Source organism: Corynebacterium sp. HMSC08D02 (assembly GCF_001807505.1).
GTDB classification, from domain to species: domain Bacteria; phylum Actinomycetota; class Actinomycetes; order Mycobacteriales; family Mycobacteriaceae; genus Corynebacterium; species Corynebacterium pseudogenitalium.
The window spans coordinates 1-24,078 of the sequence record NZ_KV789236.1 but is presented as its reverse complement, the minus strand read 5'-3'; the positions used below and the strand labels follow the sequence as shown (position 1 = coordinate 24,078).

The following is a 24,078-nucleotide window of genomic DNA, read 5'->3' as shown; positions in this document are numbered from 1 at the left end:
AGTCAGATGCTCTATCCGTTGAGCCACGGGCGCGTGGCGGAGACGACAGGATTTGAACCTGCGGCCCTCCGCAAAGAGGGCAACTCCTTAGCAGGGAGCCCCATTCGGCCGCTCTGGCACGTCTCCAGACCTTCGCCCATAGTACACACACCTCGAACGGGGAACAAAACGAAGGCCCCTCACCAACCGGTAAGGGGCCTTCACTTGCGGAGACGAGGGGATTTGAACCCCTGGAGGTGTGACCCTCGCTGGTTTTCAAGACCAGTGCATTCGGCCGCTCTGCCACGTCTCCAATGTTGCGTGATTCTACAGCACCCCCTTGCTGAACGCGAAAATTCAGTACGCTGGCCCGGTATGAGCACACAGAACACACAGAACACGAAGACTATGCAGGCCATCGTCCAGACTGATACCTCGGATCCGCAGGCACTCGAACTGACAACCGTTCCCCTCCCGGAGCTGAAGGAGGGTGAGGTGCTGGTGAAAGTGCACGCCGCGGGTGTGAATCGCGGGGACTTGATGCAGGCGAAGGGGATGTACCCGCCGCCGAAGGGTGAGTCGGAAATTATGGGGTTGGAGTGCGCGGGCACCATCGCCGATCCGGGCACGACCGGCCGCCAGCCGGGCGAGGAAGTCGGCTGCCTGCTGGCGGGCGCCGGCTATGCCGAGTACGTGGCGGTGCCGGAGGGCCAGCTCACGCCGAAGCCGACCAACCTCACTCTCACGGAGACCGCCGGCGTTGTGGAGGCGGCCGCCACGGTGTGGTCGAACCTGGGGATGGTCGCCGGGTTGCAGTCCGGGGACAAGGTGCTCATCCACGGCGGGGCGGGCGGCATCGGCTCCTTCGCCATCCAGCTGTGCAAGGCCATGGGCTGCGAAGTCGCCGTGACCGCGGGGAGCGCCGAGAAGCTCGAGTACTGCAGGCAGCTCGGCGCGGACAGGCTCATCAATTACAAGGAGCAGCGCTTCGAGGAGGAGCTCGCGGGCTGGGCGGACATCATCCTGGACGTCATCGGCGGCTCCTACCTGGAGGCCAACATCAAGTCGCTGGCGGTGGACGGCAGGCTCGTCGTCATTGGGCTGCAGGGTGGGCCGAAGGGCACGCTGAGCCTGGGCCGCATGCTCACGCGCCGCCAATCCGTCCACGCGACCACGCTGCGCGCCCGCCCGCGCCCCATGAAGGCAGCGATCGTTGCAAGCACGGTGGAGCACGTGTGGCCACTCATTGAAGCAGGCCACATCACACCGAACATCTCCCGGACCTTCCCGCTTATCGACGCCCGCTGCGCCCACTCCTACCTCAACTCCGGCGAGCACACCGGCAAGGTAGTCCTGGAGGTCGAAACCGCTTAGGCCAGGGAGGCCACGGTGCGGATCAGCTGCTCGATGTCCACTTCCGTATTGAAGGGACCCAGCCCGACGGCGACCGCGCCGCCCATCTCGGCGACACCCATGTCCTGCAGCAGCGGGGTGGTCGGGGCGGGCGTCGATACAATGCCGTTGGCGAACAGCCGCTGGTGCACCGTTTCCGCAGGCACGCCGTGTACCCCGAAGACGAGGCGCGGCGTGTGCTCCATGCGCGAGCCCTCAGCGGCCTCGCCGGACACACCCACGATGTGCACCGACGGCAACGTGCCCAGGAAGGTGTGCAGGTCGTCGCGCAGGCCGCGCATGTAGCGCTGCGTCAGCCCCATCGAGAACTCCAGCCGGTTGCGGCGGGTCTTGCGGCGCCCCGGCTCCTCCACCAGGCGCGCGTAGTGGTCGACGATGGCGGACACCCCGCCGGCGAGGCCCGTCGATACGTCGAGCTGCAACGCCGACATATCCAGCCTTCCGAACATTGCCTCATCCCGGAACACCAGCGCCGCCACCTGCGGCCCGCCGAGCTCCGCGACGTCAATGCCCAAAATGTCCGCGCTGAAGCTATCGAAGTCCATCAGGTAATACGGCGCGTACGCCGAGACGTCCGCGAGCACCCACGCGCGGGAACGATCCCGCACCGTATCCGCAATGTCCGCCACGCGGACCACAGACCCCAGCACCTCATGCGCAGCAGGGACCGCCACCAGGCGCGTCGAACCGTCCACCAGCTCGCCGAACTGCCAGGCAGGCACATCGCCAGTCGCGAGATCCGTCTGCGCCCAACGCAGCTGCGCATCCTCCGCGCAGCGCGCCAACGCGTCCGTCAACACCGGGCGATCCGCATTGCACACCACCACCGACGAACGATGCCGAAACAGCGGGCGCATCGCCAACACCAACGCCGAATACAACACCGGAAGCGACGGCCCCAACACCACACGCTCGGGCGAAACGTTGCACAAGTCGGCGATGGCGGAGCGGGCGTCGAAAAGAAAACTTTGCCCCTCGGGCACACCGACAGTCGGGCGAGCATGCGAGCCGACCCGCGGCTCAGGGCGCGCAACCGCCGTCGACATACGGAACGAACGCGCAACCGCAGCCGACACCCGCTCCGGAATCTGCGGGCAGTCGTGCGCATTCATGTAGGTCCAGCCGTCAGAAAGGGAGGTGTACAGCCCACGCACACTAGCAACGTCATACGACTGCAACGACACCATGACCTCCTCCAGGCAACACTTCCAATCATTATGCACGCCCGAACACCGCAGCGCACCCCACCCGCAGCATGCTGCCAAAACACCGCTCAACGCACACGCAAGCTAGGGTATGAACCGTGCACAATACAAACCAGCTCCGAAACGACGTCGCCAGGATGACCTCCGAGCCACACCACGACGACGCTCCGAAATCACAGTCGAAAACACTGAAGCTGGCATTCCGCGACCTCATCCGCGGATGGGGCCAGCACGAACTCTGGCTCCAACTAGGCTGGCAGGACATCAAACAGCGCTACCGACGCTCCACCCTCGGACCGCTCTGGATCACCATCGCCACCGGCGTGATGGCGCTCGCCCTCGGCCTCCTCTACTCCATGCTGTTCCAAATCAGCGTGCGCGAATTCCTCCCACACGTCACCGTCGGCTTCATCATCTGGGGATTCATCTCCGGCTGCATCAAAGACGGCGCGGAGGTCTTCATCGAAAACGAAGGTCTGATCAAACAGCTGCCGTCGGCACTGTCCGTCCACGTGTACCGCCTCGTGTGGCGCCAACTCCTCTTTCTGGCCCACAACCTGGTCATCTGGGTCATCCTGGTCCTCGCGTTCCGCATTCACCTCGGCTGGCAAGTCCTCCTCGCCATCCCGGCGATGGCACTCCTCGTGGTCAACGGCGTGTGGGTGACCATGCTCTTCGGCATCATCGCCACCCGATTCAGGGACGTCGCCCCACTCCTGGAAGCACTCGTGCAGCTGCTGTTCTACGTCACCCCGATCGTCTGGACCACCCACACGCTCAAGGTACAAGGCGGCGACGTCGCCAAGCGCGCCATGCTCGCCGAAATCAACCCCCTCTACCACTACCTCGAGATCGTCCGCGCCCCCATGATCGGCCAGGAACTCGCCGGCTACCACTGGATCGTCGTCGGCGTCTGCACCATCATCGGGCTGCTGCTCGCCCTGCTCGCCATGCGCCAAATGCGCTTCCGCGTTCCGTACTGGGTCTAAGGAGAAGGAGTCACACATGGTTTCCATCGATACCTACAACGCCTGCGTCGACTTCCCAATTTTCGACGCCAAATCCCGCTCACTAAAAAAGGCAGTCATGTCCTCCGCCGGTGGCAAAATCGGCAAGAATGCCTCCAACACCGTGGTCGTCGAAGCACTCAAAGACATCAACCTCCACCTACGAGAAGGCGACCGCGTGGGACTGGTCGGCCACAACGGCGCCGGCAAATCTACGTTGCTACGTTTGCTCTCCGGCATCTACGAACCAACCCGCGGCGTCGCCGACGTCCGCGGCCGCGTCGCCCCCGTCTTCGACCTCGGCGTCGGCATGGACCCGGAGATCTCCGGCTACGAAAACATCATCATCCGCGGCCTCTTCCTCGGCCAGACCCGCAAACAGATGAAAGCCAAAATGGACGAAATCGCCGAATTCTCCGAACTCGGCGACTACCTCTCCATGCCACTACGCACCTACTCCACCGGTATGCGGGTGAGATTGGCGTTGGGCGTGGTCACATCGATCGAACCCGAAATCCTGCTCCTCGACGAAGGCATCGGCGCCGTCGACTCCGCCTTCATGGCCAAAGCCCGTGTGAGGTTGGCGGAACTGGTCGAACGCTCCGGCATCCTCGTCTTCGCCTCCCACTCCAACGACTTTTTAGCGCAGTTGTGCAACACCGCCCTGTGGGTGGACAAAGGCGAAATCAGGAAAGCCGGCCTGGTCTCCGAGGTCGTGGGCGCCTACGAAGGGCCCGAAGCCGGCCAGTACGTCGACGACCTGGTCACGCGGTTCCAGGCGGAGTAGGCGCCGGGCTGGTTCGGCCCGGTTTCGGCCAGTTTTCGCTGGCCGGAGCTCCTCTGAAACCCAAATGGGAGTAACAGGATTGTAGTAATCCCCTTTTCGCAATCATTTTCGAGGATTACTACAATCCACCTACTACACTTTGCAGTTTCTGCCGGTTTTCGAACGACCGTTTGGCGGCCTGCCCTCCCGTTCCCCTCCAAGGTTAAAACCGAGCGGTGCAGGTCGCGCATTTTCACCCAGCCGGAACGAAAACCACGCGCTCCCCGACGCCCCACCACCCCGCCCCGCCGATGGTGCACAATATGAGGCATGACTGGAACTGGAACGGCACACCTGAAAAGTAGTGGTTCGACGGCGGCGGTGATTGTGACGCATAAGCGTGTCGAGATGCTGCGGCATTCCCTGGAGCAGGTGGTGAACCAGACGCACCCGGTGCAGTGGGTGATCGTGGTGGATAACGGCGCTGAGCAGGCTGTTCAGGAACTGCTGCAGGAGTTGGCTGGGGATCGAGCGGTGTATTTGCCGTCGAAGACGAATCTGGGTGGTGCTGGCGGGTTCGCGTATGGCTTTTTGACGGCGCTGGCGTTGGGGGCGGACGCGATTTGGTGCGCGGACGACGATGGCCGCCCGGCGGACCACGGCGTGTTGGAGGAGCTGTATCGCGTGGCGGAGCAGCACCGGCTGCATGAGGTGAGCCCGGTCGTGGCGAATATTGGGGATCCGGCGAAGTTGGCGTTTCCCCTGCGTCAGGGCTTGGAGTGGAAGCGGACGACGGCTGAGCTGGAAGGCTCGTTCTTGCCGGATTATGCGTCCTTATTTAATGGGGCGTTGATTTCGGCGGAGGCGATGGAGCGGATTGGTGTGCCGGATTATCGCCTGTTTATTCGGGGTGATGAGGTGGAGTATCACCGGCGTTTGTCGCAGTCGGGGCTGCGGTATGGCACGGCGCTGACCACGAAGTATTTGCACCCGGATGGGTCGGGCGAGTTCCACCCGATTATGGGTGGCAGGGCGCATGCGCAGTGGCCGGATAATGAGTCGAAAAGGTATTTCACGTATAGGAATCGCGGTTACATCATTAATCAGCAGGGGATGAAGAAGATGAAGCTGCAGGAAGTGGTGCGCTTCGGGTGGTTCTTCCTGGTGGAGAAGAAGGATCCGAAGGGCTTCCTGCAGTGGCTGCGTCTGCTGCGGATGGGGGCGCGGGAGGACTTTAGGCGTCCTTAAAGATGACTTTGCTTTGGAGGACGAAGTTGGTCACGGTGGCAACGCCTTGGGCGATGACGAAGCTGATGCCGTCTTTCCATGGGTTGTGGAGTCCGAGCGCGATGAGTGGCGGTTCGGTCCACTTGTAGAGCAGGACTTGGACGGCGAATGTACAGGCGTAGAGCGCGAAGACGGCGCCTGCCTTCTTCGCGCTGACTTCGGATTTGAAGGCGTAGCGCGAGTTGAGCACGTAGGCGGTGGCGGTGCCGAAGACCCAGCCGATCATTTTCGCGAAGTCTCGTTGGAGGTCAACGGCTTCGGTGAGGGTGTAGGTGATGCCGAAGTCGATGACGGCGCAGCCGATGCCGATGATGAGGAATGGCAGCACCTGCTGCTTCATTGCGCTCACAGTTGTTTCGCCCCGAGGTATGCGAGGGCTGCGACGGTGCCGATCGCCACGTTGGGCTTTGCGACGCCCCTTCGGCCCAGCCAGCCTGCCAGTTTCTTTTGCGCCTGCACTCCGGCGGCGAAGGCGCCGACGGCGGCCACGGCGATGCCGCCGATGGTGAACCAGGTGGTGGCGATGGATTCGGCTTCGCCTTGTTCGGATTCGAGGACGGCGGTCAGGTCGTTGCGTGGGTCCTCGTCGAAGGCGTTGAAGGCGGCGATGGTGGCGAGGTTGGCGGCGCCGAGGAGGGTCCAGGCCAGCGCTTTGCGCGTGGTGAAGTCGGGGACGGAGGCGGCGGCGAGGATGTAGGCGGCTTGGATGCACTGGCCACCGAAGGTGTCGTCGAGGGCGTTGTAGTCGATGGTGGGCTCGTCGACAAGTGATTGAATCGTGTCAGTCATGGTGTCCAATGCTACTAGTAGGGTGAAAAGCATGACTAAGCATGAGGAGATTCATGAGGCGGCGCAGCGCGTCGAGGTGCCGCTGTCCGATTACATGGTGAGGCTGTTCGCGGAGGAGCTGCCGTTTGTGGATTCGATGTCGCGTGGGCGCATCTATGAGCTACTGCGGGAGCATAAGGCTGCGGGGAAGCCGGAAATTACGTCGCAGGAGGAGCTTCCTGCAGAAATCAGGGAGCTTATGGACCTTTAGTTTGATGTTTTTATAGGTTTTTCGACTTACATCATTTAGACTCGAACCGAATGTCTTCGCACTTCGGCGAAGCAACGACGACAAGAAGAAGCGAAAGAGATGGAACTACACACCAATCTTAAGTCACTCTACGGCTGGGGCCGCACGGCTCCGTCGACTGCGCATGTGCTGTCCACGCCTGACGTGGAGGTCATCAAGCAAGCCGTCGCACAGGTCGCGCAGGATAACGAGAGCCTGCCTGAGCACGCTCGCCGCGGCGTCATCGCCCGTGGTCTGGGCCGCTCCTACGGCGACCCAGCACAGAACGGTGGCGGCCTGGTCATCGACATCAACGAGCTGAACAAGATCCACTCGATTGATCCGGAGACCGGCATCGTCGACGTGGACTCGGGCGTCAACCTGGACCAGCTGATGAAGGCGGCCCTGCCGTACGGCCTGTGGGTTCCGGTCCTGCCGGGCACCCGCCAGGTCACCATCGGTGGCGCGATCGGTCCGGACATCCACGGTAAGAACCACCACTCCGCTGGTTCCTTCGGCGACCATGTGGTCTCCATGGAGCTGCTGGTGGCGGACGGCCGCGTCCTGCACCTCGAGCCGGAAGGCAGCGCGGACGACCCGGACGGCACGCTGTTCTGGGCGACGGTCGGCGGCATGGGCCTGACCGGCATCATCCTGCGCGCACGCATCCAGATGACCAAAACGGAGACCGCGTACTTCCTGTCTGACACGGAGCGCACCAGCACCCTGGATGAGACGATCGCGCTGCACTCGGATGGTTCCGAGGTCAACTACACCTACTCCTCCGCGTGGTTCGACGCCATCTCCGCGCCGCCGAAGACGGGCCGCTCCACCATCTCCCGTGGCTCGCTGGCGACGCTGGCGCAGCTGGAGGAGTACGCGCCGAAGCTGGCGAAGGATCCGCTGCGTTTCAAGGCGCCTCAGCTGATGACGGTGCCGGACATCTTCCCGTCCTGGACCATGAACAAGCTGACGCTGTCCGCCATCGGCGAGGCCTATTACATGATGGGCGCCCCGAGCAAGAACGACATCAAGAACCTGACGCAGTTCTACCAGCCGCTCGACCTGATTGGTGAGTGGAACCGCGGCTACGGCAGCGCGGGCTTCCTGCAGTACCAGTTCGTGGTGCCGACCACCGCTGTGGAGCCGTTCAAGGACATCATCTACCAGATCCAGTCCTCCGGCCACTACACGGCGCTGAACGTGTTCAAGCTGTTCGGCGAGGGCAACCGCGCGCCGCTGTCCTACCCGATGAAGGGCTGGAACGTCTGCGTGGACTTCCCGATCCGCCCGGGCCTCAACGAGTTCCTGGACCGCCTGGATGACCAGGTGATGGAGTTCGGTGGCCGCCTCTACCTGGCGAAGGAGTCCCGTACGTCGGCGGAGAAGTTCCACAAGATGTACCCAGGTCTGGAGGGCTGGCTGAAGACCCGCCGCGAGATCGACCCGACCGGCGTCTTCGCTTCCGACATGTCCCGCCGCCTCGAGCTGAACTAGCTGAATGAACTGAAGGAGATTTTTCACATGTTGAATGCAGTAGGCCAAGCGCAAAACATTCTGCTCGTGGGTGGCACCTCGGACATCGGCCTCGCCATTGTGCGCGAGTTCGTGTCCCGCGGAGGCAACCCGAATGTCACGCTTGCAGCTCGCAAGAACTCCCCGCGTATCGACGCCGCCGTTGCTGAGGTCACCAACGCAGGTGCAGGCTCCGTTGAGGTCCTGGACTTCGACGCGACCGATTTCGCGTCCCACCCGGACGTGATCAAGCAGGCGTTCTCCGGTGGCGATGTTGACGTCGCCGTGGTTGCCTTCGGCACCCTGGGTGACCAGGAGCAGCTGTGGCAGGACCAGGCGGCAGCCGTGGAGTCGGCGCAGGTGAACTACACCGCGTTCGTGTCCGTCGGCGTCCTATTGGGCCAGGAGATGAAGCGCCAGGGCCACGGCACCATCATCGCGATGAGCTCCGTTGCGGGCCAGCGCGTGCGTCGCTCCAACTTTGTGTACGGCGCGTCGAAGTCTGGCATGGATGCCTTCTACCTCCAGTTGGGTGAGGCGCTTCGTGACTCCGGCGTGAAGGTGACTGTGGTCCGCCCGGGCCAGGTGCGTACCAAGATGACGGATGGGCTGGAGGAGGCTCCGCTGACCGTCGATAAGGAAGAGGTGGCGCAGACTGCCGTTGAGGCTGCGTTGAAGGGCGAGCCAAGCGTGTTTGTGCACAAGCTGTTCGGCCCGATTTCCTTGGTGCTGCAGCACATCCCAGCGGCGATTATGCGCAAGCTCAACTTCTAATTCCCGGCGGGGAACGTGGTGGATGCGCTGCGATGTGCCAAACTGAGTGCATGACAGATACATCCATCCAACCCACGCTGGAGTTTAAGACCGTCGACTACGAGCCTGACGCTGTGTCATGGACGTCGGCGGTCTTCCGCATGCTTGCGGCCGGGGCCAGCGGGGCGCTGGTCGCGTTGTCGGTGTGGTACGTGCTGCACTCCACGTCGCTGCCTGCGTTTAATACCTCGATGGTGACGCGCGCCCTGTCCACGGGTGGCTCGTTCGTCGTGATTGTGTGTGCGGCGGTGGCGTGTTGGGGCTGGGCACGCAGACGCCAGTCACGGCCGCTGCGTATTCTGTGCCAGGCTGTCTGCGGGCTGGCCCCGGCGGGTCTGGTGATGACGGCGTTGGGGCTTCCTTTGGCGTCGACACGCCTGTGGTTGGACGGCATCCAGGTGGATCAGGGGTTCCGTACCCAGTTCTTGAGCCGGATGACCGAGGTGGCCACCAACCAGGACATGAACTACCTGGACCTGCCTACCTTCTACCCGATTGGGTGGTTCTGGCTCGGTGGGCGCCTCGCCCACCTGTTGGGTATGGAGGGCTGGGAGGTGTACCAGCCGTGGGCGCTGGTATCCCTGGCTGCCGCGGCGTGCGCGCTGGTGCCGATTTGGCGCAAGCTGTGTGGCTCACTGCCAGTGGCGACGCTGGTCGCCTTGGTATCGACGGGCATCGTGCTCACCGAGACGCCTGACGAGCCCTACGCGGCGATCGTCGCCCTCTTCGCCCCCGCGGCCGCTGTCACCGCGTACAAGGCGTTGACGGGCTCCTGGCAGGCCACGGTAGTGCTGGCGCTCTACCTGGGCGTTTCCGCCATGTTCTACACCCTGTTTACTGCGATCGCAGCGCTGACCGTTGTAGTGATCGCGGTGCTGTTGTGGTTCCGCCGCAAGTTCGCGCGCGGCCCCGTCGTGCACCTTTTGGCTTCCGGGGTGGGTGCGCTGTGTATCGCGGCGGTTGGCTGGGCTCCGTACCTGTACCAAGCGGCCTTCGGCGGTTTCGACGTCCGCCACACCGCGAACCACTTCCTGCCAGAGCAGGGCACGATCATCCCCCTGCCGTTCTTCTCCCTGTCCATCATCGGCGTGCTGTCGGTGCTGGGCCTGATCTTCATGGTTGGGCGCCTACACGTGCCTGAGGTGGCGGCGCTCACCGTGATGACGGTAGTCTGCTACGGCTGGGTGCTCATCTCCATGTTCGCTTCCCTTCTGGGGACGTCCCTGCTGGGGTTCCGCATCGAGGTGCTGTTGATGCTGCTGTTTTCCACCGTGGGTATTTTCGCGGTGGCGGATTTGCGCACTGCTGGCGTCGATTATTACTACCCTGGCCATTTCAAGGAGCGCACGCAGCGCGTCATCACCGTGGTGCTCATCATCGTGATGGCGGCGGGCACACTGTCCTTCGTGCAGCGCATCCCGGCGGTCAACGAGGCGCACATTGACCAGGCGTATTCGGACACCGACGGCTTCGGTGAGCGCGCCGACCGCTTCCCGCCGGACCCGGGCCGCTACTACGGCGAAATCGACGAGTTCATCCAATCCCACGGCTACGCCCCGGGGGAAACCGTGGTGTACACGGATGAGATCAACTTCATGGCGTTCAAGCCCTACCACGGCTTCAACGCGTTCACCAGCCACTACGCCAACCCGCTGGGTGAGTTCCACCTGCGCAACGAGGCGCTCTCGCAGTGGGCGAAGCTCTCCTTCGACGCCCCCGAGGAGCTCGACGCCGCGATGCAGAGCGCGAAGTGGACGGCGCCGCAGGCCTTCATTTTCCGTGGAACCATGAGCGAAGACCCGCGCGCAGACCGCGCCGACGCCACCGAGAACCGGGATGCAGCGTGGAAGACGCACATCGGCCACGACATCTTCCCGAGCGAGCCGAACGTGCGCTACGAAGGCCTGTTCTTTAACCCGAAGGCGTTCCCCCGCGAGACGTGGGACGCGAAGCAGATTGGTCCGTTTGTCGTGGTGGTTCGCAATGCCGCCACGCCTGAGAAGTAGAGTATGCCCCTGTGACAACTGAGACATCCGTGAATTCCGTGAACCCTGCGAACCCACAGAGTGCGGCGAGCACGCCCGGCGCGCAACAACCTCGGCGCGCCCCGCGCCAGCTGGTGGCTGCGACCGTCGTGTCCGGCTTCATCGCCTTCGTGTTACTGCTGCTCACGCCGCTGCTGCCTGTGACGCAGGTGCAGTCGTCGGTGCAGTGGCCGCAGGGCGGCTCGGTGGGGTCGGTGAATGCCCCGCTGATTTCGCTGGCGCCGCAGGAGATTGACATGACGGTGCCGCTGGAGGCGACGCGTCACCTACGTGAGGGCCAGAGCATTATTGTGTCGACGCTGCCTGCGTCCTCGGAGGAAGCGACGGACCGTGGCCTGTTTGTGTCGGCGCCGGATGGCGGGTTGGTGGTCAGCTCGATTAATAAGGTGCTCTTCGAGCTGAGCCCCGGCGAGCTGGCGGGTATTGGCCCGGATAAGCAGCTGCGGGTGCACATCACGGATGAGCAGGCGGAAATTTCGGTGCCGGGCACCAGCTTCGAGGAGGTCCTCGAGGATGACTACCGTCCGCAGCTCAGTGGCCTGTACTCGGAGTTGAAGGAGGAGGCGTCGGCGCAGCTTATTGACGCCGGGCTCGCCGCCAACATCGAGATCAACTCTCGCTTTACGTCCAGCCCGACCCTGGTGAAGTCGCTAGCGATGTGGCTGGGGCTGGCTGCGATGGCGGTGAGCCTGTGGGGGCTGTGGCGCCTGGATCAGCTGGATGGGCGTCGTATCCCGCTGTTCAACCGTCGTTGGCGCACGTTCAAGCCGCTGGACGCGGTGGTGCTGGCGGTGCTGGGGTTCTGGCACGTGTTCGGCGCGAACACCTCGGATGACGGCTTCCTGCTGACGATGGCGCGGGTCTCGAACGACTCGGACTACATGGCGAACTATTACCGCTGGTACGGCGTGCCCGAGGCGCCGTTCGGTTCCCCGTTCTATGACGTGTTGGCGTTGTTGGCGAAGGTGACGACGGCGTCGATGTGGATGCGCCTGCCGACGCTGCTGGCCGCCATCTTGGTGTGGTGGCTGATTTCGCGTGAGCTGCTGCCGCGCTTCGGCGCGGTCATCGCGGACCGCCGGATGGCGTACTGGACGGCGGCGTTCGTGTTCCTGGCGTTCTGGCTGCCGTACAACAACGGCACCCGCCCGGAGCCGATTATCGCGATGGGGTTGACGCTGACGTGGGCGCTGTTTGAGCGCACGATCGCCACGAAGCGGCTGGCCCCGGCGGCGCTGGGCACGGTGGTGGCGGCGTTCACGCTGGCCTGTGGCCCGACGGGTCTGGCGGCGGTGGGCGTGTTCCTGATCTGCCTGCCTGAGGTGTTCCGCATCATGAACAAGCGGCGCGCGATTGCGCCGGGCATCGCGTACATAGCGGCGTTTCTGGCAGCGGGCTTCGCCGTGATGGTGCCGGTGTTCAAGGACCAGACCCTGGCGACCGTATTGGAGGCTACCAAGGTGCGCGGCGAGGTCGGCCCGGCGCTGTCCTGGTACTCGGAGTGGGTGCGCTACGGCACGCTGTTCCAGGAAGCTGTCGACGGCTCGCTGTCGCGCCGCTTCCCGATGCTGGTCTTCGCCTTCTGCGTAGTCCTCATCCTGTTCTCGATGGCGCGCCACGGCGCGATCCCAGGCACGCCTGCGAAGCCGACGCAGCGCCTGATGCTGATCATCGGGCTGTCCACGTTCTTCCTGATGTTCACCCCGACGAAGTGGACGCACCACTTCGGTATTTACGCGGGTATCGGCGGTGTGGTCGCAGCACTCGGCGCGGTGGTGCTGTCTCACTTTGCGCTGCAGTCGGCGCGCAACCGCTCCTTTGCGATCGCCGCGGTGCTCTTCCTGGTATCCCTGAGTCTGGCGGGCTGGAACGCCTGGTGGTACGTGTCCTCCTTCGGCGTGCCGTGGTGGGACAAGAACCCACAGGTGAAGGGCATCGAGGCGAACACTGTTTTGCTCGGAATTACGCTGGTGGTTGCCCTGGTGGGCGTCGTCCAGTGGTTGCGACCGCGCCCTGATTCTGTGCGGGAGCGCGCGGCGGCGTCGCGCTGGGCGGGCGTGATGGCCGCGCCGATCGCCGTCGCCGCGGTACTCATGGTGGCGTTTTCCTGCCTGACCTTTGTGAAGGCGTTCGCGGAACAGACTCCGAACTACTCGGTGGGCATGGGCAACGTGAAGACGCTCAAGGGTGACATCTGCGCCCTCGGCAGCGAGATTCTGCTTGAGACCGACACGAACGACTCCTTCCTCACCCCTGTCGACGGGGTGCCGCTGGGCCGCTCGCTGGACTCCGGGGTGAACCGCGCGTTCCACCCGGACGGCGTGCCTGCCACGATCGCGGACGACAACGCCGACACCACGGATACGAAATCGGGCGACGACACCGCCATCGAGACCGTCCAGTCCGATGCAAACGAGGAGCCTGAGCTCTCCTCGGATGCACGCAGCGTCGAGGGCAACCGCCCGTTCACGCTGCGCGGTGTCAACGGGTCGACGGTGCGCCTGCCGTTCAACCTGGACTTCAACCGCATCCCGCTGCTGGGCACATACGACGAGCGCGCGACGCGCACGGCCTACCTGGAAACCACCTGGTTCGAACTGCCACAGAAGCGTGACGACGCCCCCCTGCTGGTCACGTCCGTGGCTGGCAAGATCGCGCACCACGACATTAATGGCGTCGAAAAGGAAGGTGCCGAGCTGGTGCTGGAGTACGGCGTGCGCAGCGACGACGGCTCAATAAAGACCCTGGGCGAGGCAGAAATGCTGGACCAGGGGCCGACGCCGAAGTGGCGCAACCTGCGCTACCCCATCGCGGACCTGCCCGAGGAGGCGAACGTGGTGCGCCTCGTCGCCGAGGACGCATCCCTGGCGGAGGACGACTGGATGGCCGTCACCCCGCTGCGCAACCCAACGCTGCAGCCGCTGAACAAGATGTTCGACTCGGACACCCCGGGCCTGCTCGACTGGTCGGTGGCGTTCCAGTACCCGTGCCAGCGCACGTTCAACCACTTCGCTGGCGTGACCGAGATCCCGGAGTTCCGCATCATGCCTGACGCACCGGGTAAGCAGCAGCTCTCCGGCTTCATGGACTTCTTGGGTGGCGGCGCGCTCTCCACCGCGGAGGCCGTGAACTACTCCTACCAGGTGCCGGGGTACATGAAGGGCGACTGGCAGCGCGACTGGGGTTCCCTGTCCCGCTACCAGCTGCGCACGAACTCCATCGGTGAGGTGCCAGCGCTCGCGGAGATCCAGCTCGAAGAGGTCACCCGTTCAGGGTGGTGGACCCCAGGCCCGATGAAGATTCGGGAGGTCTAACAGCTAAGATGAGGCGCCATGCGCGCTTTCTCATCCCTCCGCTCCGTTCTTGTTGCCGCCGCTACCGCCGCCCTTGTCGCGGTTGGTGCGGCGGCTCCGGCGTCTGCGCAGCAGCTGCAGCTGCCGGCGCCGATCGCACCGTCGTTCCGGCTGCCGAGCCTGCTGAAGTCCCAGGGCTGCAAGTCGGAGTACTTGATTGCGGTGCCGGGTGGCGTCAATACGATGCCGGGGCTACCGCGCAACCTGCCGCACGGCGGGAACGTGTGGCTCACGGGCGTGCTTACCCAGCTGTATACGGGTGGGCAGATTCAGCCGCTGTGGATCGCGTACGACGCCGCGCCGTTCGCCACCACGCAGTACCAGACGGCGTCGAATCGTGGCTACGCGGAGACGAAGAAGGCCGTCGCGGGCATCGCAAACGCCTGCCCGAACGCGCGCTTCAGCTTCACCGGCTACTCCCTCGGCGCGGATATTGTGTCGCGGATGCTGAATAACATTGCGCATGACCGTGGCCCTATCGCGAAGGAGCGCGTCGCCTCGGCTGCCCTGTTTTCCAGCCCCTACCAGGGCGGGAACGGTGCGGTGATGTCTGCGGGAACGTCGCCACACGTGCGCGGCGCGCTCGGTGAGCTTGAGGGCGGCTATGGCGACCTCGGTGAGCGCGTGCTGGAGATCTGCAACACCGGCGACATCGTGTGCTCCCCGACGGAGAATCAGCGCGAGATCGTCGACCCTGCGATGGACGTCAACCTGAGCAGCGGCGGGATGCCCCGCTGGGTGATTGACATCGCGCGCGCGAACGACGGCCGCACGAGCAGCATCATCCACTCGATCGGTGCGCACGGGTCCTACACGCTGGCGCAGCAGCATGAGGCTGCGAACTGGATCGCCAACCACCGCTAGTCCCGCCGACGCGCATGTCCGCCCCACACGTTAGAGTTGTGGGCATGCATGATCTTTTTCATCACGTAAACGGCGAGTGGGTCGAATCCCACGAGATCCCAGCCGATCGCGGTATCGACGGCTCCTTCTACGCCCTGCGCGACAAGGCGGAGGAGGACGTCCACGCGATCGTCTCGGAGACCAGCGACCTGTTCGCCTCCTTCATGGACACCGACGCCATCAACGCCGCAGGCACCGCGCCCCTGCAGCCGGACCTGGACCTGATCGCGGTGAAAGATATCGAGGAGTTCGCCCACAACCTGGGCGTGCTCGACCGCACGGGTGTCGGCTCCCCCCTGGCCTTTTGGGTTGAGAAGGACTCCCAGGGCGAGGACAGCGTGCCCTACCTGGTCCAATCCGGCCTTGGCCTGCCGGATGAGGCCTACTACCGGGAGGACGCCCACGCGGAGACCCGCGCCACCTACCAGAAGCACGTGGCCCGCATGCTGGAGTTTCTGGACCCGGCGTACCTGCTGGGGCTCACGCCCGAGGTGGCGGCGCAGCGCATCATGAACCTGGAGACCCAGGTGGCGGCCAGCCACTGGGATGTGGTGCGCAGCCGGGACGCGATGGCTACCTACAACCCGGTGGAGTTGGCGGAGTTGCCGTCGATAATTGTGACGATGCTGCGCGGCGCCGGGCTTCGCGACGGCCGCGTGATCAACATGATGCCCTCCTTCACCGAGGACTTAGCGACGATGCTTCGCCCCGAAACCCTCGCCGACTGGCAGCTGTGGGCGGCGTGGACCGTGCTGCGCTCGCGCGCGAGCGTGCTCACCGAGGAGATCGGGCGGGCGAACTTCGAGTTTTACGGCACGGTGCTCTCCGGCGCGACGCAGCAGCGCGACCGCTGGAAGCGCGGCGTGGGGCTGGTGGAGTCGCTGGTTGGCGAGGAGATCGGTAAGGAGTATGTGGCGCGCCACTTCCCTTCCGAGTCGAAGGCGCAGATGCTCGCGCTGGTGGACTACCTCGTGCGGGCTTACGAACAGCGCATCAGCGACCTGCCGTGGATGACGCCGGCGACGCGTCAGCGCGCCCTGGAGAAGCTGCGCCTGTTCCAGGCGAAGATCGGCTACCCGGAAACCTGGCGCAGCTACGAGGGCCTGACCTTTGACCCTTCCGGCGAGCAGCTGGTGGCCAACGTGCGCCGCGGCGCCGCCTTCGAGCATGACTACCAGCTGGGCAAGATCGGCAAGCCCTCGGACCGCTCCGAGTGGGTGACCACCCCGCAGACCGTCAACGCGTTCTACAACCCAGTAGTCAACGACATCACCTTCCCGGCCGCGATCCTGCAGCCGCCGTTCTTCGACCCGGAGGCGGACCCGGCGCGCAACTTCGGCGCGATCGGCGCGGTGATTGGCCACGAGATCGGCCACGGTTTCGACGACCAGGGCTCGCGTTACGACGGCCACGGCAACCTCAACTCCTGGTGGACCGACGAGGACCGCGCCCACTTCGAGGAACGCACCGCGAAGCTGGTGGAGCAGTTCCAGGGCCTGGTGCCTTCCGTGCTGGAGGGCCAGGACGTGGCGGGGGTCAACGGCGAGTTCACGCTCGGCGAGAACATCGGCGACCTGGGCGGCCTTGGTATCGCGGTGGTGGCGTACCAGCTGTACTGCGCCGACAACAACGTCGAGCCGAACCTGGAGGAGCTCTTCCTGGCGTGGGCCCGTGTGTGGCGCTCGAAGGCGCGGACGGAGATGGCGGCGCAGCTGCTGGCGATTGACCCGCACTCGCCGAACGAGTTCCGTTGCAACGTCATCGCGTCCAACGTTGACGAGTTTTACGAGGCCTTCGACGTGGAGCCCGGCTCCGCGATGTGGATCGCCCCGGAGGAAAGGGTCAAAATATGGTAGAAGAATCGTCGCTTCAGCCCGGCGCGGAGGGCGCGCACTACCCGCTCAACGAGCAGGGTTCCGAGGAGTTCCAGGTCGGTGGCGTGGAGCGCACCCTGCCGGAGTCGGAACAGCTCGCGCAGCTGGTGTCCTACATCGAGGCGTCCTACGAGGACTCCCCGCAGTACCTGGCGCTGCTTCCGGACCGGATTACGCACGCCGCGATGCTAATGCTGGGCTCCGCAGTGGATCACCAGATGCCGGGCGTGGCGTTGACCGGGGACGTCTCCGTCGAGGACGCCCCGCTGGGCCAGGTGTTCACCTCATCGAAGGCGCCCGCAAAGGGCGGCGTGTGGGTGGTGTCTTGCTACGACGGGCCAGCGGATGCCCGCGAGTTCGCCTGGCGCCCCGAGGTTGCCGCCTGCGCTGAGCAGGCCGGTGCCCGCGCCTACGACGTAGACGACCCGACTGGCGTCGCCTCCGCCGTGCATGCCGCACGCCAGGAAGGCGCGGACGTGGTCGCGGTGTGGGGCACCGGCTCCTCCTGCGGGCTGCTGCCTGCGGGCGCGGACGCCTACGTGCTCACCTTCCCCGCCGAAGCCACCGCAGCAGTAGCAACCGGCGACGCGAAGGTGCTGCTCCAGCGCGCGTCCGACGCGGCGTGGGAACAGCCCTCAGTCGAGGGGGCGGAAGTGAAAGAGTACGTCTCCACCGGGGTGATCGCTACCCCGGCCCAGCACCGGCGCAAGGTCCTGGATGCCGCGGAGTTTCTTGCCGGACTTGGTACGGCCGAACGCTGACGCGGGCGTGGCGTCGTGGCGCTGCACGATGCCACGGCGTACGTCGACGGTGTTGTGGTAGGCGCTGCCGTTCGTCAGCGCCGCCACCGCCCACGTCTCATCCAGCGTGGTGCCCCAGGAGACAGAGGCGGTCGCTGTGGTGGCCTCGTTGGCCCAGCCCATCTTGGAACCCTGCACGCCGCGCAGACGCGCGGTGCCGAACTGCTGACCAAACCCGTCAGAGGCCACCAGCGACTGCCGACGCATCCCGTCCAACAGCGGCTCAGCAACCGGGTCCCACAGGATGGCCGCGATGAAGGTGGCCACGTCCCTCGCAGACGTCAACGTCGTGCCCCACGCGCCGACGCGCTGCGTTCGCTCCAGCTCGAAGTCGGCGGCAATCTCGTCGATGGCCTGCGGGTAGCGGGCGTCGAGTTCCTCGGCGATCGCGTCGTTGGAGACGCGCACCATCTCCTCCACCTGCGCCTTCTCCTCCTTCGTGCCGTTATAGAGCACCCAGTAGCCCAGGTAGAGCTTGGCCAGGGACAGGGCGGCGCGCGGCTCCTCGCCCGCCGGGGAGATCGACACCCGGCCGTCCGGGTGCACCACCGCCAGCGCAGTGCGCTCCCGCGTGTAGCCGGGGTTCACGTGAAAGCCCTGCAACGCAGGCATCAGCGCGCACACCAGCAGCGCAGCGATCCACTTCTTCAACACAGTGCTTCCGCTTCGTTTCGCGCCCTAGAGGTCCAGGATGGAGTCTGCTTCGCTGACGTCCTCGCTGACCGGCTCCGGCACCTCGCACAGGTACACGTTGGCGCCGGTGGCGTCCTTCGCCCCAAGCATCGGGCCGAACGGGCTGAGCGTCGGACCAGCCAACACCTGGCCGCCACCCATACGCACCGCATGGGACGCCGCATCAACGTCCTTGACGCCGAAGTAGGAGTGCCAGACCGCCGCAAGGCCGTGCTGCTGCAGCCGCGGGTCCAGACGCAGGCCCAAGAACGCCGCGCCCTCCTGCAGCGCAATGTAGTAGCCGCTTTCCTTGCGCAGCTCCCAATCGAACAGCTCCCCGTAGAAGTCCACGGTGGCCTCATCCGGCGCCACGCACTCGTACCACACCGAAACACCCGGCTCACCAGCGGCAACGAAGGCATCCTCCCCCGCCGGGCGCATCAAGCCGAACAAGCCACCGGACGAGTCGGCACACACCGTCATCACACCGAAGTCCACCTCCTGGGAGCTCAGCACCTTGCCCCCCAGCGGCTCCACGCGTGACTCAATCGAGCCGTCCGCGTCCATGAAGTACGTCACCCACAGGTCCCGCTCCTGCTTTGACGGCACGAACCCCGCCACCGGCAGCCCGTCCTTGCGGGCAACCCGGTACGTCTCGCCCGTAACTTCCCACCCGAGCACCTTCGAGTAGAAGTACGCGGACTTCTGCACGTCTTTGGTCAAGCAGTCCTGCCAGTACGGCATCCCTGGTGTTCCCTGAAACGCAGGCATTTACATGTTCCTCCACTTTTCCGGATCGAAATCGTCGTTCGCGGTGCGCTCATCGAAGTAGTCGCCGTCATCCCCGCCGGTGCTCACGGTTGCTGTTTGGGTGCCGACGGTGACGGAGTCGGCGTCGAAAAGCAGGTGCCCGCGCGCACGCACCACCTCCCCATTGACACTGACCTCGCCGGCGTTGATGAGCTCCTTGGCGTGCCCGCCGGACTCCACAAGGTTGGCCACCTTCAAAAACTGACCGAGCTTAATGCTCTCCCCCGAAATCACCACATCAAACGCCATGATTACACCACCGGCGGAGCAAGCTTGACCGCAGTGCCCACCGCGGACACCAACATCATGCCGCCGTCAGCGCCCATGGACTCGTAGTCCACCTTCACGCCAACCACCGCGTCAGCCCCCATCTCCGCGGCGCGATGCCACAGCTCGTTCAGGGCCTCCTCGCGGGCGCGCACGACGTCGGCCTCCCACGCGGCGGCGCGACCACCCACAATGTTGCGAATGCCCGCCGCGAAATCCTTGAACACATTCATGCCGACGATCGCCTCGCCGCCCACGATGCGCATGTACTCAGCGATGGTGCCCCCATCGACGGAATTAGTAGTGCTTAGAATCATGCAGCCAGTCTAAGCCACGCCCCCGACACTTAGCGTTCAGCCTGGTCAGTCGGCATAATCGACAACGTATCGATGTTCACGTGCGGCGGCAAACTCGCCACCCAGCGCACCGCCTCCGCAATGTCCTCCGCGGTCAAGTTCAACTTGCCCTCGTACACCGCGTACGCACGCTCGGCATCGCCCGCGAAACGGTTCAGGGAGAAGTCCGTCTTCACCCGGCCAGGGTCAATCTCCGTAACACGGATGTTGTTCTCCGCCTCCTCCCGTCGCAGCGCCCGCGTGATCCCGCGCAGCCCGTACTTCGCCGCGTTATAGCCGCTGCCGCCCTTGTACGCGTCAGTCGCCGCCACGGACCCAATGTTCACCACCAGACCGGACGCCTCCAGCAGGTGCGGGTACAGGGCCTTCGTCACCCGCATGGTGCCGAGCACGTTCGTCTCGTACATCCACTGCCAGTCGGCGGGGTTCGCGTCGCGAAGCAGGTCGAGGCCCTTCGCGCCGCCCGCATTATTCACCAGCAGCCCAACCGGCCCCTCAATTATCGACGCCAACTCCCCCACACTCACCTCATCCGTCACATCAAGGCGCACCGCCACGCCCCCGATCTCTTCTGCGATGGCCTGGCAGTGCTCCACCCGGCGCGCCGCCACGTACACCTTCCAACCGTCCGCGGCGAGCGCCCGCGCACACGCCTCCCCGATCCCGGCGGAGCCTCCCGTTACTACGGCTACTTTCGTTGTCTCTGTCATGGTTGGCAGTGTAGTGCTCGTGCGGGCTCGGCGTGCCTGGGCGTTTGGGTGATCGTCCTGCTTTTTCAAATCTCAGGGTTATACTCTCACCTGCAGTGCGTACCCATTCATGTGAGTACTTCACTGTCCGCAGGAGTTTATTCACCTGCGCCTCTCCGTGGGATTTCGTCCCTCACCTGCGGAAGGACCCTATGGGGCGGCGCCTGATAAGGAGGAATCCTATGGGTTGCTTCATGCTCCAAATTGGGCTTAAGAGACATTTTGTGTGTATAAATCTATCTGGTTTCCTGGGATGACCTCGGCCAACAACCAGATATGGTTTTCAAAACAGTTCCATTCGCCCGTTTCGAGAAACCAACACCAAATGACGTCTGGTGTGTGGTATGAAGTCTGCGGGTAGCGCAGGGACCCCAGCGAGATCGAGTGCTCTAGGGGGGTGGTTTACAAGTAGTCCGCGAATCGGTCGGGGTAAGCCACGGCTAGTTGGTTGATGGCTTGTTTCCACCCGGTGGCTTTCGCTCCTTCAATATAGCCGTTGCACTCAATGTCGCGCTTTGCTTTCTTCGCTCGCTGGGCGGCACGCTTGTTCGATGTTGCAGATCATCAGCCACAGCGTCTTTAGTGCGGCAGTATCGTTCGGGAATTGGCCCCTGTTGCGGGTAGCTTTACGCAGTTCAGCATTCAGCGACTCGATTGAATTGGTGGTGTAGAGCACCCGGCGTGCCGCCGGCGGAAACTGCAGAAACGGCACGAACCGCTCCCAGGCGTCGCGCCAGACTTTGACCGACTGGGGGTATTTCCGGCCCAGTTCACTGGCCTCGAAAGCATCCAGGCTGGCACGTGCGGTGTCCTCGTTAGCGGCTGTGTAGACCTCACGCAGCGCGCGGGAGACTGCTTTGCGGTCCTGGTAGGACACCCACCGGTTCGCAGCCCGAATCAGGTGCACAATACAGGTCTGTACCATGGAATTCGGCCAGGTTGCCTCCACGGCTTCCGGCAAGCCTTTGAGCCCGTCGCAGCACACAATGAACACGTCTTGGACACCGCGGTTAGCCAGATCCGCACACACCGATGCCCAGAATGCGGCTCCTTCATTGTCGGCGATCCACAGTCCCAGGATGTGCTTGATGCCGTCCATGTCGACACCAACCGCCATGTAGCAAGCCTTGTTGACCACGCGGTGGCCGTCACGGATTTTCACGCGTAGCGCGTCGAGGAAGATCACCGGGTAAAACTCGTCGAGCTGGCGGTTTTGCCAGATCATGACCTCGTCTAACACCGCATCGGTAATGGTGCTGATCGTATCCGGGCTCATATCCACCCCAAGGGTGGTCGCGAGGTGATGCTGGATATCGCGCACGGTCATCCCACCGGCGTAGAGCGAGATAATCATGTCGTCGAGCTCTGTGAGCCGACGTGCACCCTTGGGCACCATCCGGGGAGTAAACGTGCCGGCACGATCCCTGGGCACGGTCACCTCAACTGCGCCGTAGCCAGAATTGACGGTCTTGGTGTACGACCCGTTACGGTGATTATTCTCCTGTGCGGTTTCGACCTGGGATTTCGCTTTGCGGTCGGAATGGCCGTAGCCCAAGTGCGCATCCATCTCCGCCTTAAGGCCAGCGTTGATTGATGCTTGCAGCAGGCCTTTGACCAGCTCGCTTGCATCATCAGCGGAGCTCGACAGCTCGCTAATCAAGCTGGCGATTTCAGAATTTTCCATCAGCTTCTCGCTGATCTCGTTGACCCTCGCCGGGTCATGGTTTTCTTCGGTGACACCGTAGTCATTATCGGTGAAACTCCTTCTAGATCAGAGCCTCACACACAAACTTCCTGACACCCTTCAGGAATGACAGGCGAGGAGCAATCCGCGGGGACGGATAAGGCCACAGCGCGTTCAAATGTCTCACATGAGTGCAACGGTGAGGGGTGTAGAGAACGCACGGTGGGCGGTTGCGAATAAGTGACCACGCTGGCAGCCAAGAGGTACGAGCGATGAAAGATCAGCTCGAGCATTAGCGAACGTACTGACGTCGCTTTATTAGGTGTACTGACCGGGTACGTTGCGGGCACGCCGGTTCGGCGCACCGCCACAGCCGCTTGCGCCACACCAGCAGCACCGGCCGCCCCGCCGAGGGGATGTCACGCACCAGATGCTCACGCCGGCCGTGGGCCACCGCGACCACCCCGCACCGCGGGCACCCGGTCACCGACTCGGAGGTCTCCACCAACAGCTCCAGCTCACCGCCGTACTCACCGACGGCAAGCACCACCAACCCCGAGATGCCGAGCATCGCAGCGGACAGGACGGTAGCCTCAACACTCACCTGGGACTCCTCTCGATCCGTTGCTTGGTCGCTACGAATCGTGGAGTCCCAGGCCCGTCTTCACCAGCCCAACCCGGTCAGCGCGTCGCAACCCGGCTACCACGCTTGGTGAGGAAAAGCTGCTAACATGGTTCGGCGACGGCCCGGGCACGTCCTTGTTCCTAACCGTCGTGCGCTGGGGTCCGCGTGGACCGCTCGGCCAGCGTCCATCCAGTCAGGAGGAAGTCAGCAAATGTTCGACGACAACGGCTCATTCCTACTCGCCATGTTCGAGTTCTTCATCTTCTTCGCATGGTTGATGTCCCTGTGGTGGATCTTCGGAGATCTCTTCCGCAGCAAGGACCTCGGCGGCTTCGCGAAGGCGCTGTGGGTGGTGTTCATCCTCGCGCTGCCGTTCATCGGAATGCTCGCGTACCTGCTTGTTCGAGGTCGGGGGATGACCGACCGCGCGGTCGAGGCGCGCCAGGAGCTCCAGCAGCGGCAGGATGAGTACATCAAGTCCGTCGCCGGCGGCTCCGCCGGATCGAGCCCGACCGATGAGATCGCCTCGGCGAAGGCCCTTCTCGACTCGGGAGCGATTACCCAGCAGGAGTTCGACCAGATCAAGGCAAGGGCGCTCTCCTCGGTCTGACCCTGGTCCGCTCCCTCGCCAGCCGCAGCGTCGCGGTCCGAGGGCGGCCATCCGGCGCGGCCTAGGTATTCGCCAAGTGTGCGGCTTGCGCGCGCGAGCAGGCGCATACCGGGCAGAGGGTGTCCGATTGTTTGTGTGCGGGGGGTGGGACTAGAACCAGCCGCCTGTGCGTTGGGCGGTCGCATATAGCCAGGGGGACGAGCAAAGCCCTTGACGTGCACAATTCTGGTCGCATAGAGGTATCGGGGGTTCCGGTCGACCTCATTGCGTCGACCAACCCAGGTCAGC

Annotated in this window: 21 protein-coding genes, 2 tRNA genes and 1 pseudogene; 12 read left to right on the top strand and 12 right to left on the bottom strand. The window is 64.0% G+C overall.

What is annotated here, in order from left to right; all coding sequences use genetic code 11:
- Positions 1 to 34: 34 nt before the first annotated feature.
- Positions 35 to 126, bottom strand: a tRNA-Ser gene (locus HMPREF3170_RS01300).
- A gap of 81 nt (positions 127 to 207) precedes the next feature.
- Positions 208 to 292, bottom strand: a tRNA-Ser gene (locus HMPREF3170_RS01295).
- A gap of 95 nt (positions 293 to 387) precedes the next feature.
- On the opposite strand from HMPREF3170_RS01295, the gene HMPREF3170_RS01290 reads away from it, so the two are divergent.
- Positions 388 to 1,353, top strand: coding sequence for an NAD(P)H-quinone oxidoreductase (locus HMPREF3170_RS01290; RefSeq protein ID WP_070477736.1), 966 nt, complete (start codon positions 388 to 390; stop codon positions 1,351 to 1,353).
- On the opposite strand, the gene HMPREF3170_RS01285 is transcribed toward HMPREF3170_RS01290, so the two are convergent.
- A complete protein-coding gene (locus tag HMPREF3170_RS01285) occupies positions 1,350 to 2,579 on the bottom strand; it encodes an aminotransferase class V-fold PLP-dependent enzyme (protein ID WP_070477244.1) in 1,230 nt (409 codons plus the stop codon). The genes HMPREF3170_RS01290 and HMPREF3170_RS01285 overlap by 4 nt on opposite strands.
- Positions 2,580 to 2,695: 116 nt before the next feature.
- On the opposite strand from HMPREF3170_RS01285, the gene HMPREF3170_RS01280 reads away from it, so the two are divergent.
- The 3 genes from HMPREF3170_RS01280 (at position 2,696) to HMPREF3170_RS01270 (ending at position 5,618) form a co-directional block, all read left to right on the top strand.
- Positions 2,696 to 3,586, top strand: a complete 891-nt coding sequence (locus tag HMPREF3170_RS01280) for a galactan export ABC transporter permease subunit Wzm/RfbD (protein ID WP_070477242.1) — start codon at positions 2,696 to 2,698, stop codon at positions 3,584 to 3,586.
- A gap of 16 nt (positions 3,587 to 3,602) precedes the next feature.
- Positions 3,603 to 4,391 (top strand): galactan export ABC transporter ATP-binding subunit Wzt/RfbE, encoded by a 789-nt coding sequence (locus HMPREF3170_RS01275; RefSeq protein ID WP_070363296.1) that lies wholly within the window; start codon positions 3,603 to 3,605, stop codon positions 4,389 to 4,391.
- A gap of 309 nt (positions 4,392 to 4,700) precedes the next feature.
- Entirely contained in the window at positions 4,701 to 5,618 is a 918-nt protein-coding gene (locus HMPREF3170_RS01270; protein ID WP_070477240.1) for a galactofuranosyltransferase GlfT1, read from the top strand.
- Here HMPREF3170_RS01270 and HMPREF3170_RS01265 read toward each other — a convergent pair.
- Complete coding sequence (locus HMPREF3170_RS01265) at positions 5,605 to 5,997, bottom strand: GtrA family protein (RefSeq protein ID WP_070477734.1); 393 nt, start codon at positions 5,995 to 5,997, stop codon at positions 5,605 to 5,607. The two genes, HMPREF3170_RS01270 and HMPREF3170_RS01265, sit on opposite strands and share 14 nt — an antisense overlap.
- A gap of 5 nt (positions 5,998 to 6,002) precedes the next feature.
- Positions 6,003 to 6,446, bottom strand: coding sequence for a hypothetical protein (locus tag HMPREF3170_RS01260; RefSeq protein ID WP_070363624.1), 444 nt, complete (start codon positions 6,444 to 6,446; stop codon positions 6,003 to 6,005).
- 31 nt (positions 6,447 to 6,477) lie between these two features.
- Between HMPREF3170_RS01260 and HMPREF3170_RS01255 the strand changes: the two genes are divergently transcribed.
- The 7 genes from HMPREF3170_RS01255 (at position 6,478) to HMPREF3170_RS01225 (ending at position 17,199) form a co-directional block, all read left to right on the top strand.
- Positions 6,478 to 6,696 carry a hypothetical protein gene (locus HMPREF3170_RS01255; protein WP_070363299.1) on the top strand — a complete coding sequence of 73 codons (219 nt, stop codon included), beginning with the start codon at positions 6,478 to 6,480 and terminating at the stop codon, positions 6,694 to 6,696.
- A 99-nt stretch (positions 6,697 to 6,795) separates the two neighbouring features.
- The gene (locus HMPREF3170_RS01250; protein WP_070477238.1) at positions 6,796 to 8,211 is read left to right on the top strand and encodes a decaprenylphosphoryl-beta-D-ribose oxidase; all 1,416 of its coding nucleotides are present in this window, start codon (positions 6,796 to 6,798) and stop codon (positions 8,209 to 8,211) included.
- Between the two features lie 27 nt (positions 8,212 to 8,238).
- Positions 8,239 to 9,003, top strand: a complete 765-nt coding sequence (locus HMPREF3170_RS01245) for a decaprenylphospho-beta-D-erythro-pentofuranosid-2-ulose 2-reductase (RefSeq protein ID WP_070477236.1) — start codon at positions 8,239 to 8,241, stop codon at positions 9,001 to 9,003.
- Between the two features lie 50 nt (positions 9,004 to 9,053).
- Positions 9,054 to 11,048 (top strand): galactan 5-O-arabinofuranosyltransferase, encoded by a 1,995-nt coding sequence (locus tag HMPREF3170_RS01240; RefSeq protein ID WP_070477234.1) that lies wholly within the window; start codon positions 9,054 to 9,056, stop codon positions 11,046 to 11,048.
- An 11-nt stretch (positions 11,049 to 11,059) separates the two neighbouring features.
- The gene (locus HMPREF3170_RS01235; protein WP_246814880.1) at positions 11,060 to 14,401 is read left to right on the top strand and encodes an arabinosyltransferase domain-containing protein; all 3,342 of its coding nucleotides are present in this window, start codon (positions 11,060 to 11,062) and stop codon (positions 14,399 to 14,401) included.
- Positions 14,402 to 14,419: 18 nt separating this feature from the next.
- Positions 14,420 to 15,304 carry a cutinase family protein gene (locus HMPREF3170_RS01230; RefSeq protein WP_070477232.1) on the top strand — a complete coding sequence of 295 codons (885 nt, stop codon included), beginning with the start codon at positions 14,420 to 14,422 and terminating at the stop codon, positions 15,302 to 15,304.
- 44 nt (positions 15,305 to 15,348) lie between these two features.
- Positions 15,349 to 17,199 carry a M13 family metallopeptidase gene (locus HMPREF3170_RS01225; RefSeq protein WP_070477230.1) on the top strand — a complete coding sequence of 617 codons (1,851 nt, stop codon included), beginning with the start codon at positions 15,349 to 15,351 and terminating at the stop codon, positions 17,197 to 17,199.
- A 653-nt stretch (positions 17,200 to 17,852) separates the two neighbouring features.
- Here HMPREF3170_RS01225 and HMPREF3170_RS12075 read toward each other — a convergent pair.
- The 7 genes and pseudogenes from HMPREF3170_RS12075 to HMPREF3170_RS01190 all read right to left on the bottom strand — a co-directional run bounded on the left by HMPREF3170_RS12075 (position 17,853) and on the right by HMPREF3170_RS01190 (position 23,159).
- Positions 17,853 to 18,671: a hypothetical protein gene (locus tag HMPREF3170_RS12075; protein ID WP_070477228.1), complete on the bottom strand. Its 819-nt coding sequence runs from the start codon at positions 18,669 to 18,671 to the stop codon at positions 17,853 to 17,855.
- A gap of 24 nt (positions 18,672 to 18,695) precedes the next feature.
- On the bottom strand, positions 18,696 to 19,460 hold the full coding sequence (locus HMPREF3170_RS01215; protein ID WP_070363305.1) for a VOC family protein: 765 nt from the start codon (positions 19,458 to 19,460) through the stop codon (positions 18,696 to 18,698).
- The gene (locus HMPREF3170_RS01210; protein ID WP_070477226.1) at positions 19,461 to 19,748 is read right to left on the bottom strand and encodes an RNA-binding S4 domain-containing protein; all 288 of its coding nucleotides are present in this window, start codon (positions 19,746 to 19,748) and stop codon (positions 19,461 to 19,463) included.
- Positions 19,749 to 19,750: 2 nt separating this feature from the next.
- On the bottom strand, positions 19,751 to 20,083 hold the full coding sequence (locus HMPREF3170_RS01205) for a heavy metal-binding domain-containing protein (protein WP_070363307.1): 333 nt from the start codon (positions 20,081 to 20,083) through the stop codon (positions 19,751 to 19,753).
- A gap of 29 nt (positions 20,084 to 20,112) precedes the next feature.
- Positions 20,113 to 20,832: an SDR family oxidoreductase gene (locus HMPREF3170_RS01200; protein ID WP_070363308.1), complete on the bottom strand. Its 720-nt coding sequence runs from the start codon at positions 20,830 to 20,832 to the stop codon at positions 20,113 to 20,115.
- Between the two features lie 441 nt (positions 20,833 to 21,273).
- A pseudogene (locus HMPREF3170_RS01195) lies at positions 21,274 to 22,620 on the bottom strand (IS256 family transposase).
- A 227-nt stretch (positions 22,621 to 22,847) separates the two neighbouring features.
- Positions 22,848 to 23,159, bottom strand: coding sequence for a transposase family protein (locus HMPREF3170_RS01190; RefSeq protein ID WP_070363309.1), 312 nt, complete (start codon positions 23,157 to 23,159; stop codon positions 22,848 to 22,850).
- Positions 23,160 to 23,391: 232 nt separating this feature from the next.
- Between HMPREF3170_RS01190 and HMPREF3170_RS01185 the strand changes: the two genes are divergently transcribed.
- Positions 23,392 to 23,790 carry an SHOCT domain-containing protein gene (locus HMPREF3170_RS01185; protein WP_070477224.1) on the top strand — a complete coding sequence of 133 codons (399 nt, stop codon included), beginning with the start codon at positions 23,392 to 23,394 and terminating at the stop codon, positions 23,788 to 23,790.
- Positions 23,791 to 24,078: the final 288 nt, after the last annotated feature.

Bases quoted from the DNA above. Each gene is read 5' to 3' on its own strand.
- HMPREF3170_RS01290 (WP_070477736.1), top strand. From the start codon at position 388: ATGCAGGCCATCGTCCAGACTGATACCTCGGATCCGCAGGCACTCGAA.
- HMPREF3170_RS01245 (WP_070477236.1), top strand. From the start codon at position 8,239: ATGTTGAATGCAGTAGGCCAAGCGCAAAACATTCTGCTCGTGGGTGGC.
- HMPREF3170_RS01225 (WP_070477230.1), top strand. From the start codon at position 15,349: ATGCATGATCTTTTTCATCACGTAAACGGCGAGTGGGTCGAATCCCAC.
- HMPREF3170_RS01230 (WP_070477232.1), top strand. From the start codon at position 14,420: ATGCGCGCTTTCTCATCCCTCCGCTCCGTTCTTGTTGCCGCCGCTACC.
- HMPREF3170_RS01200 (WP_070363308.1), bottom strand. From the start codon at position 20,832: ATGACAGAGACAACGAAAGTAGCCGTAGTAACGGGAGGCTCCGCCGGG.
- HMPREF3170_RS01205 (WP_070363307.1), bottom strand. From the start codon at position 20,083: ATGATTCTAAGCACTACTAATTCCGTCGATGGGGGCACCATCGCTGAG.
- HMPREF3170_RS01215 (WP_070363305.1), bottom strand. From the start codon at position 19,460: ATGCCTGCGTTTCAGGGAACACCAGGGATGCCGTACTGGCAGGACTGC.
- HMPREF3170_RS01250 (WP_070477238.1), top strand. From the start codon at position 6,796: ATGGAACTACACACCAATCTTAAGTCACTCTACGGCTGGGGCCGCACG.
- HMPREF3170_RS01285 (WP_070477244.1), bottom strand. From the start codon at position 2,579: ATGGTGTCGTTGCAGTCGTATGACGTTGCTAGTGTGCGTGGGCTGTAC.
- HMPREF3170_RS01240 (WP_070477234.1), top strand. From the start codon at position 9,054: ATGACAGATACATCCATCCAACCCACGCTGGAGTTTAAGACCGTCGAC.
- HMPREF3170_RS01210 (WP_070477226.1), bottom strand. From the start codon at position 19,748: ATGGCGTTTGATGTGGTGATTTCGGGGGAGAGCATTAAGCTCGGTCAG.
- HMPREF3170_RS01255 (WP_070363299.1), top strand. From the start codon at position 6,478: ATGACTAAGCATGAGGAGATTCATGAGGCGGCGCAGCGCGTCGAGGTG.
- HMPREF3170_RS01185 (WP_070477224.1), top strand. From the start codon at position 23,392: ATGTTCGACGACAACGGCTCATTCCTACTCGCCATGTTCGAGTTCTTC.
- HMPREF3170_RS01270 (WP_070477240.1), top strand. From the start codon at position 4,701: ATGACTGGAACTGGAACGGCACACCTGAAAAGTAGTGGTTCGACGGCG.
- HMPREF3170_RS01275 (WP_070363296.1), top strand. From the start codon at position 3,603: ATGGTTTCCATCGATACCTACAACGCCTGCGTCGACTTCCCAATTTTC.
- HMPREF3170_RS01260 (WP_070363624.1), bottom strand. From the start codon at position 6,446: ATGACTGACACGATTCAATCACTTGTCGACGAGCCCACCATCGACTAC.
- HMPREF3170_RS01265 (WP_070477734.1), bottom strand. From the start codon at position 5,997: ATGAAGCAGCAGGTGCTGCCATTCCTCATCATCGGCATCGGCTGCGCC.